Below are 14,873 nucleotides of genomic sequence, written 5' to 3' on the forward strand. Positions count from 1 at the left end.
ACGCCTAGGCCATGCCCGCGCGTTTTCTGAAGATCACCGACAGGTTGTTGGCCGGCATCCGCACCGTCTCGACCAGATGCAGGCCGCGCCCGCGGGCTTCCAGCGCCACGTCGTCCAGGTTGCGCACCCCCCAGTCGGGATTTTCGGCGCGCAGGTTGGCGTCGAAGCGGGCGTTGCTTTCGGCCGTGTGGGTGCCGCCGACGGCGAAGGGGCCGTACAGGTACAGCACGCCCCCTTCGGGCAGGATGTCACGGGCGCCGTCCAGCAACCCCAAGCAAGCGGCCCAGGGCGCGATATGGATCATGTTCACGGACATGACCGCCGCCGCGCCGGTGACCGGCCAGGGATGGCGGGTTGCATCCAGGTCGAGCGCCGGGGGCAGGCCCAGCCCGGCCTGGCGCGCCCAGGCATCGGCGGACGCCCGGTAATTGGGATCCGGGTCCGAGGCCTGCCAGCCGAGATGGGGCAGGGCGGCGGCGAAGGCGGCGATATGCTGGCCGGAACCGGATCCGACCTCCAGCACCCGGCCCTCGGCCGGCAGCACGCGGGCCAGTACCTCCAGGATCGCGGCCTGATTGCGGCCGGTCGCGGGAAAATTCAGGCGGGGATCGTCGGGCGATGAGGTCATGGTCCCGAGGTTTAGGAGGGGGGATCGGCGGGGGCAAGGAAAACCCGCAACTATGCTGTGGTTGAGGGGATCGCCCCTGCGTGCTAACTGACTTCCATGCTTGCCAAATTGAAATCCTGGGCCGACCGCCTTTCCGCCGATGCGGTCACCGCGCCTAAGGCCGGCGCCCGCGAACTGGAAGCCGCCACGGCGCTGCTGCTGGTCGAGGCGGCGTCCCTCGACGGCGATTTCGACGCGGGAGAGGAAGCGGCCATCCGCGGCCTGTTGACCGAGGAATTCAATCTGGATGACGGCGAGGCGGATGCCCTGATCGCCGATGCCAAGACACATGCCGACACCTCGGTCGAGTTCTACGGAATGACCCGCACCATCAAGGAGCGCATGGCGCCCGAGGACAGGGTCAGGATTCTCGAGATGGTCTGGGCCGTGGCCTATGCGGACGGCAGCCTGCACGATTTCGAGGCCAACCTGGCGCGCCGGGTCGCGGGGCTTTTGCATGTGTCCGATCGCGACAGCGGCGCCGCCCGCAAACGGGCCCTGGCGCGGCTTGAGCATGGCGCGGATAGGGCGTAAGTAGATGCCCTTGCCGATATTTCGCAAACTTATTGCTTGCTTGGCCTAACGGCTTTCTGGATTTATCGCACTTAATCGACCTTACGGAGCCCGCAATGACCTATATCGTCACAGAGAACTGCATCAAGTGTAAATTCCAGGACTGCGTGGAAGTCTGCCCCGTGGATTGCTTCTACGAAGGCGAGAACTTCCTGGTCATCCATCCCGACGAATGCATCGACTGCGGCGTTTGCGAGCCCGAATGCCCGGCCGAAGCCATCGTTCCCGACACGGAACCCGGCGTCGAGGAATGGCTGGAGATCAATACCAAGTTCGCGACCCAGTGGCCGAACATCACCTCCAAGGGGGATTGCCCCGCCGATGCCGACGATTGGAACGGCAAGGACGGCAAGAAAGAGCTGTTGAGCTCGAATCCCGGCAAGGGCAGCTGATCCGCCCCCGCGCCCGCCCGCCGGGCGCGCGGCCCCGATTGCCCCGAAACCGGCGGGATTCCCGCCGGATGCACGGAATTTGTGCACTTGCGAACCTGAGGGTGGTTTTTGTCCGCCATTTATGTTAAGGTCATCAATTGTTGGCCTTAAGGTCTATGTCCCCTCGGAAACGCCCATCTGTCCGTCCGGGGGGATTTTTACGGCCAACATTCGGCTGTGGGATGGGCGCCAAAGCGCCTGCCGGGGAAGACAGCCGCCCGCTTCAGGATTGGATCGGTCAGCGGCCACGTTCGGTGTCGCCGGGCGGTTCTTATACTCTCTGAAGCATGCCGCCGGACCGTAATCGTCAGGGAGAGCGGGCCGCGGCGGGCCTGGGCCGCCCAATGACAAGAAGGGTAATATCGGAGTTGACCTCACCTATGTCCAAACAAGAAGAACTGCAGATCGATACCGGCGACTATGTCGTCTATCCGACGCATGGCGTCGGCAAGGTCATCGGCGTCGAAACCGAAGAAATCGCGGGCCACAAGCTCGATCTTTTCGTCATTTCCTTTGATAAGGACCGGATGACCCTGCGGGTTCCCGTGTCCAAGGCCCCGACCTCGGGCCTGCGCAAGCTGTCGACGCGCAAGATCATGGAAGAGGCGATGACCACCCTCAAAGGCCGGGCGCGCGTCAAACGCACCATGTGGAGCCGCCGGGCCCAGGAATACGAAGCCAAGATCAATTCGGGCAATCCCGTGTCCATTGCCGAGGTCGTGCGCGACCTGCACCGCAATGTGGGCCAGCCCGACCAGTCGTTCTCCGAACGCCAGATCTACGAAGCCGCCCGCGACCGTCTGGCCGCGGAACTGGCGGCCGTCGACAAGACGGACGTGGAAAAGGCCACGGAAAAGCTGGAAAAAGTTCTGCGCGCCGCCTGATTTCAGGCAGGGCGTTGCCCGCCAGCCGGGCGACCGTTAAGGCAAACGGCCGGAGTTTCCGATCTCCTTGCGGAGGCGGAGCCCGGCCGTTTTCCGTTTCCGGGGGATGCCGGCGGCGAAAAGTCGCGTGCACAGACCAATAAGTTCTCCACCTTTTCGCATAAAAAGATATGCTCTCTCCGGGGAATGGGGAGAGCACGCCAGTGACGGAGACGCCACCCGGTAGTCTTGGGCTTGCCGCCGTCGGCGACCGTGTCGCGGCGCTGACGGATGTGTCCATGGTGCGGGAGTTCTGCGATTTCATCATCGCGGGGCTGGGTGGCCGTGCGTTGCCGGTCTACGAAACCATCGACCTGATGAAGGTCCCGCATCTGGCCCCGCATATCTTCGTCCACGATTACCGGGGCGGGGTCGAGCGGGGCATGCTGGTCAAGTTTTCCGGCACCGCCATCGACGAACATTACGGCAAGGTTCTTCAGGGCCGTTACGTCGAGGACGTCTACACGGGCAGTGACGGCGCCACGCATTATTTCCCGCTTCATTACCGCGCCATCGCGGCCTGCCGCCCCTTTTTCGCCCGCCGTGCGGTCGTGTTCGATCAAGGCACGCCGACCGAGCGCTACAAACAGTCGACGACCTTGTTTTTCCCCTGTTCACCGGACGGCAAGACCGCCAATTACGGAATCGGCGTGGTCATTTTCGGATCGGTGCAGACCGAGACGGAAGCCCTCTATCTGATCTTGTGAGCATGCGCCCTTACGGCGCGACGACCTTGACCTTGGCACCCGGCGTCAGTTTGTCCCCCGGCGCCAGGCCGTTGAGCGCCAGGAACCAATCCAGCTTGTAGGATTCCAGCGGCATGATGCCCGCCAGCTTGTCCGGGGTGTCGCCCGGGTTGACCGTCAGCACGCGCAGTTTCAGGGTTTTGACCGCCTTGGCCTCGGCCTCCGTCAGGGCGCGGAAGCTGTAGGTCACGCGGCGCAGATCCTCGCTGCGCCGTGATGTCGCTTCGGGTGGGGTCAGGAACAGAAAGCGATAGATGCGATCCTTGGCGAAACGGATGGCGACCAGGCGCACGTCCCGCACGCCTTCCGAGGTATCGGTGCGCGCGCTCCCCGTCGCGGCCTCCAGCCCGTTCACGTCGATGCGTTCGACCCCGCGCAGACGTCCGCCGCCCCATGATGAAACGTACCCCCGGATGTCGCGGACCTGGGCCGCTTCCTTCTGCATCAGTTGATTGAACAGGATGACCGTGCGGTCCGGGCCGTGGGCGGCGACCTGGGACGGCGAATTGATCAGGTAGAAACCGGCCGGGACCTCGAACCGGAAGCGCAGTTCCGGGTGTTCGAACACCCGGCCGCGGACCACGCCTTCCTCCGGCGAATCGCCCCACAGCATGCCGTCGATGCGGGCCAGATAATCCTCGCGCCCGACGCGCGGGTCGGCGTTGGGTGGCACCCGGGCCAGGGTGATGGCCTGGGCGATGCGGTCCGACGTGCGCGGATGGGTCGACATGATGTTGCCGGCCGGGTCCTCGTCCGGGCGGCCGCGCACGCGCTGGGTGATCGAGGTGTGCTGCGCCATCTTGCGGAAGAAGGTTTCGAGCGTTCTGGAATCGTAGCCGGCCTTGGACATGTAGCGCACGGCGAGCATGTCGGCCTCCAATTCCTGTTCCCGGGAATAGGATTGCAGGTAGATCTGGCCGACCTGGCCGGCCAGGCGGTTCAGGTCGCCGGGCACGCCGAACACGGAACCCAGGATGCTGGCGCCGATCAGCCCCAGGTTGGTCGCCATGGTGGCCGAATAGCGCTGCGCGGTGTGGCGCGCGGTGACATGGCCGATCTCATGGGCCAGGACGCCGGCCATTTCCGCCTCGTTCTCGGCCAGGGCGATCAGGCCGCGGGTGATGTAGACATAGCCGCCGGGCAGGGCGAAGGCGTTGATGTTGGAATCGTTCAGGACCGTGAACGTGAACTTCAGGTCGGGCCGGTCCGATGCCTTGGCCAGTTTCTCTCCGACCCAGTCGACATAGGTCTGGATCGTCGGGTTCTTGTAGGTCCCGCCCATTTCCTTGAGGATTTTCGGATGTTCCTCGGCGCCGACGCGCAACTCGTCGGTTTCCGACATGAAGGCGGTGAAGCTTTGCTCCCCCGTCGCGGGATTGGTCGAGCAGGCCGCGGCGAACAGCAGCGGTGCGATCAGGGTCAGGGCGGAAATCAGCGGGCGCATATCAGCAATATAGGGAGGAACGGCGCTACTTTGCCAGAACCTCGATCTGTTCAGGGTGGCTGGCCTCGATCATCGGGCCGTTCCAGGTCTTGAGCCAGCCGCGCACGCGCACCTCGCGGCCCTGATAGGCATCCGGCCCCAGGCCCGCGCGCTTGAACAGGCGCGCCGCCTTGCGGCCGATGCGGACCGTGAAATCCGTGCGCCAGTTGTCGCCGAAGTTCAGATAGATCACGCCGCGCACGTCGGCCGCGTCGATGACCCGGCCTTCGACGATCTGAAAGGTGTCGATGTCGCCGGCCAGGGCCGCGGGATCGGCGGCGCGGACCGCGTAGAACGGATGGGCCCAGATGCCGCGCCCGGCCGCGCGGGCGGCGGCTTCCAGCCGGTACATCTCGGCCGCGCGCTCTCGATTGTCGGGGAAGGTATAGACCCGGGCCATGCCGCGCGTCAGCATCTCGCCCTGGGCCCAAATGCCGTTCTGTCCGATCAGATGGGCCAAAAGTCGCCCATGGCGGTCCATGCGGGCATTGCCGTAAAACAGCTGCACGGGCTGGTTCATCAGGACGGCCTCAAGCGCCGCCTTGGATTCCTTGGCCAGCGGCCATTCCTTGAATCCGACGCGGCCCAAGGGCAGCTTTGGGGCCTGGATGCCGGTCAGGCGGACTTGCGAGGCGCCGACGATATCCCGGTCGAGGAACACCGTATCGCCGTCGACCACGGCGGCGACCACGGCCTGTTCGCCGGGTGTCAGCGCGTCCTGGTCGGCGGCCGGGGCGACCCCCGGGGCGACCCATAAAACAAATCCGATCAGGATGGTCGTGAACTTCATGGCATTGCCTCCGCCGATACACCGGCCATGGCCCATACGTTAGCAGGTGAATGTCCGCCTGCCCGCAGGCTTTCGATGGTCTCCGCCTTGTCGCGCTTGGCCAGACGCTTTCCGTCCGGCCCCGCCAGAAGGCCGTGATGGCGGTAGGCGGGGGTGTCCAGGCCCAGCAGCGCCTGCAACAGGCGGTGGACGTGGGTCGCCTCGAACAGGTCCAGGCCTCGGGTCACGCAGGTCACGCCCTGGATGTGGTCGTCCAGCGTGACGGATAGGTGATAGCTGGTCGGCGTGTCCTTGCGCGCGAGCACCACGTCGCCGAACCGTTCGGGCCGGGCGGTCTGCTCGCCCCGGTCCAGGTCGGTCCAGGCGAGGGGGCCGGCCGCCGCCGCCGCCGTGTCCGTCTTGAGGCGCAGGGCGTAAGCCTCGCCCGCCGCCATGCGGTCGTCGGCCCGGGCCGGGTCGAGGGCGCGGCAGGTGCCGGGATACAGGGGACCGTCGGGACCATGCGGGGCGTGCCCGGCGGCGGCGATCTCCGCCGCGATGTCCTTGCGCGTGCAGAAGCAGGGATAGATCAGCCCCTGGTCCCGGAGGCGATCCAGGGCCGTTGCATAGTCCTCAAGATGATCCGACTGGCGGCGCACCGGCGTTTCCCAGGTCAGGCCCAGCCAGCGCAGGTCCTCGATAATGCCGTCCTCGAACTCGGGCCGGCAGCGGCCCCGGTCGATGTCCTCGATCCGCAACAGAAACCGCCCGCCGCCTGCCGCCGCTTGGGTCCAGGCGACCCAGGCCGAAAAGGCATGGCCCAGGTGCAGACGGCCTGTCGGGCTCGGCGCGAAGCGGGTGACGGTGGTGTTGGCGGCCATGGAGATGTCTATCGGCCCTTTCTGCGGCATTTGGCGCCTTATGGCACCATTCGTTAACCATTCTGGGGTAACAAGGTGAACCGGTACCAGCCATAATACCGTTCACGTAATGGATTAGACGAGCCCGCCGCCATGAGCAAAATCAAGAAGCCCGCAAAACTCGCGCCCGATCTTCCCAAGGAAGAGGACATCCCGCATTTGACGGGCCCCATGGTGCTGCCGCGCGACGGCTCCAAACCGGAGCAGGTCGTGCTGTTGTTGCACGGCGTCGGCTCCGACGGCGACGATCTGATCAATCTTGCGACCTATTTCGGGCGGGTCCTGCCCAAGGCCGTGTTCATCGCGCCCAACGCGCCCTTCCGCTTCGACGGCGGACCCATGGGCTTCCAGTGGTTTTCCCTTGCCGATCCGTCCAAGGAAAAGAAGCTTGAGGGCGTCAAGATGGCGGCCCCCATCCTGAACGCGTTGATCGACCACCTGCTGGCCGAACTCGGTCTGGACGAAAGCAAGATGGCGATCATCGGCTTTTCCCAGGGCACCATGATGGCGCTGCATGTCGGGCCCCGGAGGGTCAAGCCGCTGGCCGGTATCATCGGCTATTCCGGTGCCTTGGTGGGCGGTGAGCTTCTGGCGTCCGAGATCAAGTCCAAGCCGCCGGTCCTGCTCATGCATGGCGAGGCGGACCCCGTCGTGCCGCCCGACCTGATGCACCATGCGGAAGACACCCTGAAGGCGGCCGGCGTGCCCGTGGCCGCCTACCTCAGCCCCGACCTGGGCCATGGCCTCGACGACATGGGCATCCAATTGGGCATGGAGTTCCTGGCCGAAATGTTCGATATCGACGTTCTCGAGGTTGCCGGCCGCACGTCCTAGACGGCACCGAACCCAAGATCGCCTCATGAACGCTTCCCGCCTTTTCACCATCCTTTGTCTGCCGCTTGCCCTGTGCTGGATGCTCGCCTTCCCAGGTGCGTCCATGGCGGCGGAAAACGTCGGCACGGCGAAGCGCGTGGTCAACGACGTCGTCACCCGGTCGTTCGGCCAGTCGGTGCAGACCGGCGACGGCCTGGTCGCCAACGAAACCGTCATCACCAAAAGCCGCAGCGCCATCGACATCCGGCTGGCCGACCAGTCGTCGCTGACCATCGGTGAAAATTCCGAACTGATCCTGGACGATCTGGTCTACGGCCGTGACCGGAACAAGGTCACCGGCGCTTTCCGCATGATGTCGGGGGCGATCCGTTTCGCCTCCGCCGGCGTGCCCATGGACTTTCTGATCAAGACGCCGACGGCGACCATCGGCATCCGCGGCACCCAGTTCGACGTTCTGGTCAAGGACGGCAGCACCGAGGTCGCGGTGGTCGAGGGCGTGGTCGTCGTGCAGTCCCGGTTCGGCATCGCCGACGTGCGCAGCGGCCAGGTCTATCAGGTTACCACCCGCCGCGCGGCCTTCGCGGATGCGCGCTCGCCGGGAATGAGCCAGGCCATCGAATTCATGGTGACCATGCTTGCGGACGGCGGGGCCGGCACGCTCCAAGCCGCCCCATATCCGCAAAAGGAAACCCGCCTGATTGTCCTGCCGCCGTTCCTGGAGAACAAGGACAAGGAAAACCTGCTGGTCGTGGACCTGCCCGCGGGCAAGGTCTACGTCGAACTTCTGCCCGGTCTTGCCCCTCTGCATGTGCGGCGGATCAAGCAGCTGGTGCGTCAGCAATTCTATGACGGCCTGGCCTTCCATTTCGTGCGTCAGGATTACGTCGCCGAAACCGGAGACCCGTCGTTCACGCCGGGCGGCGCCGGCGGCACCGGGGGCAGCGGCACGGCCATCGCCGCCGAATTCTCGTCCACCCCCTTCACCGAAGGCATGGTCGGCATGTCGCGCCTCAAGAACGATCACGACAGCGCCGACAGCCGCTTCTTCTTCGTCCTGGGCCCCACGGCGCGGACCCTGGACGGCAAATACACGGTCTGGGGCCGGGTCGTTGCCGGCATGCAACATCTGAAAGCGCTGAAGCCCGCCAACCGGCCCAAGGCACCGGAACGCATGGCCACCGTGCGCGTCGTCGCCGATCTTTACAAATAGTTCCGGGACCCAGAGGCCCCGTCGTCTGTCCGAAATCTGTAACCGGACGGTCAGGTTCCCTGTCAGAAAAGTTTCATGGCGGGAACATTTGGCGAAGAATCGCAATATGTAGTATCCTCCGCGCCATCAGGTAGGAGATATGAGGTTTCGACCCCGTGAGCGCTTCCGCCGAAAGCTGTCCCGCTCTCGTTCTCAACGCCGACTTCCGGCCGTTGAGCTATTTCCCCCTTTCCCTATGGTCCTGGCAGGATACCCTCAAGGCGGTGTTTCTCGACCGCGTCAACGTGGTCTCCGAATACGACCGGATCGTCCATTCTCCCAGCCAGGAATTCCGCCTGCCCAGCGTCATCGCGCTGAAGGAATACGTGTCCATGGGGCGGCGCCCGGCGTTCACCCGGTTCAACGTGTTCCTGCGCGACGCCTTCCATTGCCAGTATTGCGGCGAGCATTTCCCGGCCGATCATCTGACCTTCGACCACGTGATCCCGCGCGCCCGCGGCGGGCGCACGTCGTGGTCCAACGTGGTCACCGCCTGCGCGCCCTGCAACCTACAAAAGGGCCACCGCCTGCCCCGGCAGTGCGGCATGGTGCCGCTGCGCGAACCGGAACAGCCGTCCAACTTTCTGTTGCAGGAAAACGGCCGCGCCTTCCCGCCCAACTACCTGCACGAAAGTTGGCGGGATTTCCTGTACTGGGATACGGAGTTGGAGCCCTAGGGGCTACGGCGCCTGTCTCCCCTGATGGCGGCCGTAGACCGCCGCCGTTCCGTCCGCCTGAAACAACAGAACGTCGTAAACGTCCGGATTGGGGCCCTCCATACCGGGCGAGCCCACGGGCATGCCAGGCACGGCAAGGCCGCGCGCCTTGGGCTTCTCGGTCAGCAGGCGCGCCACATCGGCCGCCGGGACGTGGCCCTCGATGACGTAACCGTCCACGACCGCCGTGTGACAGGACTGAAGGTGGTCGCCCACGCCGGTCATCTTCTTGATGCCGGTCAGGTCCTCCATCTCGATGGTCTTCACGGTATGGCCGCTGGCTTTCATATGGTCCACCCAGGCGCCGCAGCAGCCGCAATAGGGCGACTTGTAGACGGTGACCTCGGCCGCCGCCGCCATGGCGGGCAGCTGCACAAGCATGGCAAGCGCCGCCACTGCGGCGCGCATGACCTTGAAGTTCATTCGTATTTCCTTTCCTAGAACCAGAAACTGACGCCGGCGACGAAGCGCAGCGCGTCGGTGTCCTCGCCCTCGTCGCGGGCGAAGTTGGCGGTGGCCCCGAACTTGCGCTCGTAATGCAGGCCGATGTAGGGCGCGAATTCACGGCGGATTTCGTATTTCAGGCGCAGGCCGGCCTCGACGGTGTTGATCCCCGCCCCGGAATGAATGCGCCGGTCCTCGGAAAACGCCAAGTCGACCTCGACCAGGGGCTGCAGCACCAGACGCTGGGTGATCAGCCAGTCGACCTCCGCCTCGAAGCGGGCGGAAACGTCGCCCGTTTCGCTGACGAACAGGTTGGCGTCGGTCTCCACGAACTGCTTGGCCAGGCCCTGGATGCCGATCACGCCGTAGGTGCGGTCCGGGTCCGGGCGCAGGTCGTGGCGGATGCCGGCATTGACGTCGAAGAAGTCGGAGATCGGTTTCCGGTAGAGGAACTGAAACTCCGCCTTCTCCAGGCGCTTGCCGATGGGGTTTTCGCCCTCCGTCTTGAAGGCGAGGCGGTGATCGTCGTTGCCGATCCAGGCGTTGCCCTGCCAGGCAAGGACGTCCGCGCCGTCGCCGATGCGGTACTCCGCCTGGTCCGCCTGGACGTGCCAGTAGATGTCATCGTCCATGCCGGCGGCGTTCGCGCCGCCGGGGGAGAAGGCGGTCATGGACACCGCAAGGCCGCCCGCGATCATGAGGATGAAGTTTTTCATCGCACCGCCTCCGCCGTCTCGCGTTCGACCACGACCTTGCGGAACATGCCGGTCGCCATGTGATACATCAGGTGACAGTGAAACGCCCATTCGCCTTCGGCGTCGGCCTCGATGTCGGCCTCGACCGTCTTGCCCGGCGCGATGGAGATGGTGTGCTTGGCCGGGTTGTACTTGCCCGATCCGTTGTCGAGGATCTGCCACATGCCGTGCAGGTGCATGGGATGGGTCATCATGGTCTCGTTGACGAACTTGAATCGCACCCGTTCGCCGAACTTCAGGCGGATGGGTTCGGCGTCGGAATATTTGACGCCGTTGATGGACCACACGTAGCGCTCCATGTTGCCGGTCAGGCGGACCTCGATCTCCCGCGCCGCCGGGCGGTCGGGGTAGAGCGGCTTGATCGCCTTCAGGTCGGCGTATGACAGAAACTTGCCGCCCTCGGCGGCCTTGGGCATCAGGCCGCTGCCGGGTGCGTAGAACGGATCGGCCTTATCACCGGAAGCCGGTGCCCCATGGGCCGAATGATCCATGCCCGCCATCGTGGCGCCGTCAGGCATGGTGTGGGTCGGCTGGGCCGGCATCGAATGGCCGGCGTGGCTTTCCCCTTTCATCGTTGTGCCGTCGGGCATGGCGTGGGTCATGCCTTGCCCTTCGTGGCGGGTCCCGGCCATGGTGGAACCGTCGGGCATTGTGTGCGTCGCGCCTTGGCCCATGGTCCCGTGGTCCATGCCGGCCATGCCGGCCATGTCGCCATGGGCCATGCCCATGTCGGCCATGGTCAGATACTGTTTCGGACGGTTCGCCGGAATGTCGCCGGCCATGCCCATTCGCGGGGCCAGGGTGGCGCGGGCGAAGCCCGTGCGCGCCATGCTTTCGGCGAGCACCGCATAGGCCTTGTCCTCGGTGGGCCGCACGATCACGTCATAGGTCTCGGCGACGGCGATGCGGAATTCGTCGACGGGCACGGGCCGCACGTTGTTGCCGTCGGCCTGCACCACCGTCATCTTCAGTCCCGGAATGCGGACGTCGAAGAAGGTCATCGCGGCGGCGTTGATGAACCGCAGGCGCACCCGTTCGCCGGGCTTGAACAGGCCGGTCCAGTTCTGTTCGGTATTGCGGCCGTTCGCCAGGAACACGTAACCCGAGACGTCGGCGATGTCCGACGGCAGCATGCGCATGTCGCCCCAGTCCATGCGGTCGGCGAGGGCCGCGCCGAGGCCCATCTTCCCGGCGTCATCGACGAAGGTCGACAGGGTGCGCTTCTGGTAATTGTAGTAGTCGGCGGACATCTTCAGGTTCGACAGGATTTTGTGCGGGCTGTCGTCCGGGTGCCAGTCCGACAGGACGATCACATGCTCCCGGTCATAGCGGAAGGGCTCGCGCGCCTTGGGCTCGATGACCAGCGCGCCGTACATGCCGACGGCCTCCTGCATGCCCGAATGGCTGTGGTACCAGTAGGTGCCCGCCTGTTGCGCCGGAAAGCGGTAGGTGAAGGTCTCGCCCGGCTTGATGCCGGGAAAGCTGATGCCCGGCACGCCGTCCTGCTGGTAGGGCAGGATCAAGCCGTGCCAGTGGATTGAGGTGTCTTCGGCCAGCGTGTTGGTCACGTTGATGACAAGGTCCTCGCCCTCCTTGAAACGGAGGACCGGCCCGGGGATCGAACCGTTGATGGTCATCGCCGTCTGGTCCTTGCCGGCGACGTTGATCGCCGCCGTGCCGATGGTCAGGTCGTAGGTGCCGGCCCGCGCGGTTGCGGGGGCCAGCAGGATCGCCGCCAGGGCGGCGAGCATGAGACGTCTCATGAAATCGCTCCTTCCCGATTGCGTCGTCATTTGATCCTGATGGGACCCATCATCCCCGACTCGTAGTGGCCGGGAACGTTGCAGGCGAATTCCAGCGTCGCCTCCTTGGGGAATTTCCAGATGATCTCCGCCGACTTGCCGGGCTCGACCAGGACGCTGCCCTGGTCCGCGCCGTGGCTGTGGCTCATGGCCATCTGGCCGGGGCCGTGGCTCATCTTCATGCGCTCATGGTTGACGCGGTCGGCCTCGATCATGCCGTGCTCCATCATCACCATCATTTCCTTCTGGTGGGCGGCATGCATGGCCGCCGTGCCCAGCCCGAATTCGTGCAATAGGGTGCCCTTGTTGACGATCTTGAAGTGCACGGTCTCGCCCGCCTTCACGGCGATCTCCGCGGGTTCGTAGAAATTGTCCTGCATGGTGATGTCGATGGTGCGGGTTACGTCTGCGGCCTTGCCCGGGCCGCCGATGGCCGGCGCGGCGCCGTGATGACCGGGCATGCCTTGGGTCCCCATCATCTGGCCGGGCATGCCTTGACCGCCCATCATATGTCCTTGGGCGGGGGCGGCGTCGTGACCGTGACCGGGCTGGCCGGCGCCGGACCACGCCGGCGTCGTTCCCATGCCGAGAACGGCGGCAAGCAATGCACAGGCGGCGCGGGATGATGTTTTCTTGGAAGTCGTCATGATCGTGGTCCTTGTTTATCAGCTGAAATCACGTGGATGCGCGAATGGCAGGGGCGTGGCCCCGCCGCGGCGATGGATTTCCGCTTGGTCTGCTCGGGCTTGCCGCTATCGGCTGAAAGCGGTGTGCACGGTCGGATTCATGGATTCCGCCTTGCTTGCCTGGGGGCGCGCAACATCAGGGAGGTTGTCGGGTGTTACGTCGCCCGGTCCGAGCGCACGGAAATCATCCGTGACGCCTTGGAGGCCTGAAAAGCCCGTGCAGGGCATTGACCACGATGGCTTGATCCGACCGCGGCATCAGCCGTTCGACGGAAAACGTCAGGCCGGCGGTGTGATCGAACTCCTGGACGGGGATGCTCGGGAAGCACGCGCTGGCACAGCATCCGTGCATCGTGCTGTTCTTTGGCGATCTGTCGACCGAGGCGGTTTTGGCGGGACCGTGGCAGTCAGCCTGCTGGGCTAATTCAGCCGAAGGGTCGCCGTCATGATCCGGTGCGGCGGCTTGGCTATGATGTGCCTGTCCGCCCGCTTGCATCGCCGCATGTCCGATCCCGGTACCCGCAGCAAGGACGGCGATGGCGAGCAGCGCGACGAACACGTGCTGTACGCCACATTTCAGGACTGCATTTCGGATCGCCATCATCATCACGGGAAAACTTACCACCTATGTCATGGGGTCTTCAACAAAACCTCAGGAAGATCCCGAAATCGTGTTCTTGCGTTCGTTGTATTCCGCCGTGTCGATTTCACCCCGTGCGTAGCGTTCGTTCAAAAGATCCATGGCCGTGGAAGACGGCGCGCGGTCACTGCCGGTGAACCCTTTGATCAGGAATAGGACGATCACGATCACCGCGATCATGAAAACGGCCATCATGCCCCAGCCCATGAACATATGACCCCAACCGCCGGACCACATGGGATGTCCGTAGTAGACGCCACCGGAACTCTGATCGGCGAGGGCTTGGCCCGACCCGGCGATCATGGCGAGGACAGCCAGTAGGGAAATGCGAAACCGCGTAATAGTGGTCATTTTCGGATGCTCCTTTATTTGGTGCGAAGGTTGATATCGTCGTGGCGCTGGCGAATGCGCTCCGGCCAGGTGCTCTTGATATAAGACAGCGCGGCGATGATCTCGTCGTCGGACAGAACGCCGGCGAAGCCGGGCATGTCGCTTTCGTAGGCGCCGCCGACCACGGCGGCGGGGCCGCGTTTGGTCAGGTCGAACAACTGCGCGTCCGGGTGGTGCCAGGTATGGCCCGTGCGGTCGTGGGGCGGGGCGGGCAGGCGGCCCGTGGGCAGGCGTTCGCGCCAGTTCGCCTGTCCTTCCAGGCCCGTTCCGTGGCAGTTCGCGCAGTGGTCGCCGTAGACCGTCCTGCCGAGGGCGACGACGGCGGCGTCATCGGGGCGCAGTGTGATCACCGTGCCGCCGCCGGGGGGCAGCCATAACCAGGCAGCACCGCCAAGCGTCACCGCGCCCAGGGCGGCAGTCGCCCACAAGGATTTGCGGCGTGCCGCCGTCAATGGTCCGGTCCCGCCAGGCCGTCGATGATGGGACAATGCGGGCGGCTGTCGCCGTGGCAGGTGTCGACCAGATGTTTCAGCGTTTTGTGCAAGGCTTTGAGTTCCGCGATCTTGGCCTCGATCCCGGCAAGATGCCCTTCGGCGATCGCCTTCACGTCGGCGCTGGCGCGATGGTCGTCCTCGTAAAGCGACAGCAGGGCGCGGCAGTCCTCGACGGAAAAGCCGAGCCCCCGCGCGCGCTGCACGAACTGCAACTTGTGCACGTCGGTCGGCGAATAGGCGCGGTAGCCGTTGCCGCTGCGCCCCGGCACGACCAGGGAGATTTCCTCGTAATAGCGGATGGTCTTGGCTGGCAGGCCCGACTGCTTGGCTGCTTCACCGATGTTCATGGGC

At 64.8% G+C, this 14,873-nt stretch carries 19 protein-coding genes; 7 read left to right on the forward strand and 12 right to left on the reverse strand.

The window, feature by feature from the left end; genetic code table 11:
• Window positions 1-4: 4 nt before the first annotated feature.
• The gene (locus RJ527_10325) at window positions 5-628 is read right to left on the reverse strand and encodes a DUF938 domain-containing protein (GenBank protein ID WND74442.1); all 624 of its coding nucleotides are present in this window, start codon (window positions 626-628) and stop codon (window positions 5-7) included.
• 96 nt (window positions 629-724) lie between these two features.
• Between RJ527_10325 and RJ527_10330 the strand changes: the two genes are divergently transcribed.
• The 4 genes from RJ527_10330 (at window position 725) to RJ527_10345 (ending at window position 3,301) form a co-directional block, all read left to right on the forward strand.
• On the forward strand, window positions 725-1,201 hold the full coding sequence (locus RJ527_10330; GenBank protein WND74443.1) for a TerB family tellurite resistance protein: 477 nt from the start codon (window positions 725-727) through the stop codon (window positions 1,199-1,201).
• A gap of 95 nt (window positions 1,202-1,296) precedes the next feature.
• Entirely contained in the window at window positions 1,297-1,632 is a 336-nt protein-coding gene (locus tag RJ527_10335) for a ferredoxin family protein (GenBank protein ID WND74444.1), read from the forward strand.
• Window positions 1,633-2,051: 419 nt separating this feature from the next.
• Window positions 2,052-2,555, forward strand: a complete 504-nt coding sequence (locus tag RJ527_10340) for a CarD family transcriptional regulator (protein WND74445.1) — start codon at window positions 2,052-2,054, stop codon at window positions 2,553-2,555.
• Between the two features lie 203 nt (window positions 2,556-2,758).
• A complete protein-coding gene (locus tag RJ527_10345) occupies window positions 2,759-3,301 on the forward strand; it encodes a hypothetical protein (protein WND74446.1) in 543 nt (180 codons plus the stop codon).
• 10 nt (window positions 3,302-3,311) lie between these two features.
• Here the strand turns inward: RJ527_10345 and RJ527_10350 are convergent, their stop codons facing one another.
• Genes RJ527_10350 through gluQRS form a run of 3 tightly spaced genes read right to left on the reverse strand, consistent with a single transcriptional unit; the run spans window position 3,312 to window position 6,503 of the window.
• Window positions 3,312-4,784 (reverse strand): M48 family metalloprotease, encoded by a 1,473-nt coding sequence (locus tag RJ527_10350; GenBank protein WND74447.1) that lies wholly within the window; start codon window positions 4,782-4,784, stop codon window positions 3,312-3,314.
• Between the two features lie 25 nt (window positions 4,785-4,809).
• Window positions 4,810-5,613, reverse strand: a complete 804-nt coding sequence (locus RJ527_10355) for a thermonuclease family protein (GenBank protein WND74448.1) — start codon at window positions 5,611-5,613, stop codon at window positions 4,810-4,812.
• Window positions 5,610-6,503, reverse strand: coding sequence for a tRNA glutamyl-Q(34) synthetase GluQRS (gene gluQRS / locus RJ527_10360; GenBank protein WND74449.1), 894 nt, complete (start codon window positions 6,501-6,503; stop codon window positions 5,610-5,612). The genes RJ527_10355 and gluQRS overlap by 4 nt, the downstream gene beginning before the upstream one ends.
• Window positions 6,504-6,605: 102 nt before the next feature.
• Here gluQRS and RJ527_10365 point away from each other — a divergent pair, with 102 nt between their 5' ends.
• The 3 genes from RJ527_10365 (at window position 6,606) to RJ527_10375 (ending at window position 9,272) form a co-directional block, all read left to right on the forward strand.
• Window positions 6,606-7,346, forward strand: coding sequence for a dienelactone hydrolase family protein (locus RJ527_10365; GenBank protein WND74450.1), 741 nt, complete (start codon window positions 6,606-6,608; stop codon window positions 7,344-7,346).
• A 25-nt stretch (window positions 7,347-7,371) separates the two neighbouring features.
• On the forward strand, window positions 7,372-8,556 hold the full coding sequence (locus tag RJ527_10370; GenBank protein WND74451.1) for a peptidylprolyl isomerase: 1,185 nt from the start codon (window positions 7,372-7,374) through the stop codon (window positions 8,554-8,556).
• A gap of 155 nt (window positions 8,557-8,711) precedes the next feature.
• Window positions 8,712-9,272 (forward strand): HNH endonuclease, encoded by a 561-nt coding sequence (locus tag RJ527_10375; GenBank protein WND74452.1) that lies wholly within the window; start codon window positions 8,712-8,714, stop codon window positions 9,270-9,272.
• Window positions 9,273-9,275: 3 nt separating this feature from the next.
• Here the strand turns inward: RJ527_10375 and RJ527_10380 are convergent, their stop codons facing one another.
• The 8 genes from RJ527_10380 to cueR all read right to left on the reverse strand — a co-directional run bounded on the left by RJ527_10380 (window position 9,276) and on the right by cueR (window position 14,869).
• A complete protein-coding gene (locus tag RJ527_10380) occupies window positions 9,276-9,734 on the reverse strand; it encodes a DUF411 domain-containing protein (GenBank protein ID WND74453.1) in 459 nt (152 codons plus the stop codon).
• A gap of 14 nt (window positions 9,735-9,748) precedes the next feature.
• Window positions 9,749-10,471 carry a copper resistance protein B gene (locus RJ527_10385; protein ID WND74454.1) on the reverse strand — a complete coding sequence of 241 codons (723 nt, stop codon included), beginning with the start codon at window positions 10,469-10,471 and terminating at the stop codon, window positions 9,749-9,751.
• The gene (locus tag RJ527_10390; protein ID WND74455.1) at window positions 10,468-12,273 is read right to left on the reverse strand and encodes a copper resistance system multicopper oxidase; all 1,806 of its coding nucleotides are present in this window, start codon (window positions 12,271-12,273) and stop codon (window positions 10,468-10,470) included. The genes RJ527_10385 and RJ527_10390 overlap by 4 nt, the downstream gene beginning before the upstream one ends.
• 26 nt (window positions 12,274-12,299) lie before the next feature.
• Complete coding sequence (locus RJ527_10395) at window positions 12,300-12,959, reverse strand: cupredoxin domain-containing protein (protein WND74456.1); 660 nt, start codon at window positions 12,957-12,959, stop codon at window positions 12,300-12,302.
• Between the two features lie 223 nt (window positions 12,960-13,182).
• The gene (locus tag RJ527_10400; GenBank protein WND74457.1) at window positions 13,183-13,605 is read right to left on the reverse strand and encodes a hypothetical protein; all 423 of its coding nucleotides are present in this window, start codon (window positions 13,603-13,605) and stop codon (window positions 13,183-13,185) included.
• Between the two features lie 45 nt (window positions 13,606-13,650).
• Window positions 13,651-13,989, reverse strand: a complete 339-nt coding sequence (locus RJ527_10405) for an SHOCT domain-containing protein (GenBank protein WND74458.1) — start codon at window positions 13,987-13,989, stop codon at window positions 13,651-13,653.
• A gap of 14 nt (window positions 13,990-14,003) precedes the next feature.
• Window positions 14,004-14,480 carry a c-type cytochrome gene (locus tag RJ527_10410; GenBank protein WND74459.1) on the reverse strand — a complete coding sequence of 159 codons (477 nt, stop codon included), beginning with the start codon at window positions 14,478-14,480 and terminating at the stop codon, window positions 14,004-14,006.
• A complete protein-coding gene (gene cueR / locus RJ527_10415; protein WND74460.1) occupies window positions 14,477-14,869 on the reverse strand; it encodes a Cu(I)-responsive transcriptional regulator in 393 nt (130 codons plus the stop codon). Before cueR ends, RJ527_10410 begins: the two co-directional genes overlap by 4 nt.
• Window positions 14,870-14,873: the final 4 nt, after the last annotated feature.

This window comes from Thalassospiraceae bacterium LMO-SO8, from assembly GCA_031655335.1.
Taxonomy (GTDB): domain Bacteria; phylum Pseudomonadota; class Alphaproteobacteria; order Rhodospirillales; family Casp-alpha2; genus UBA1479.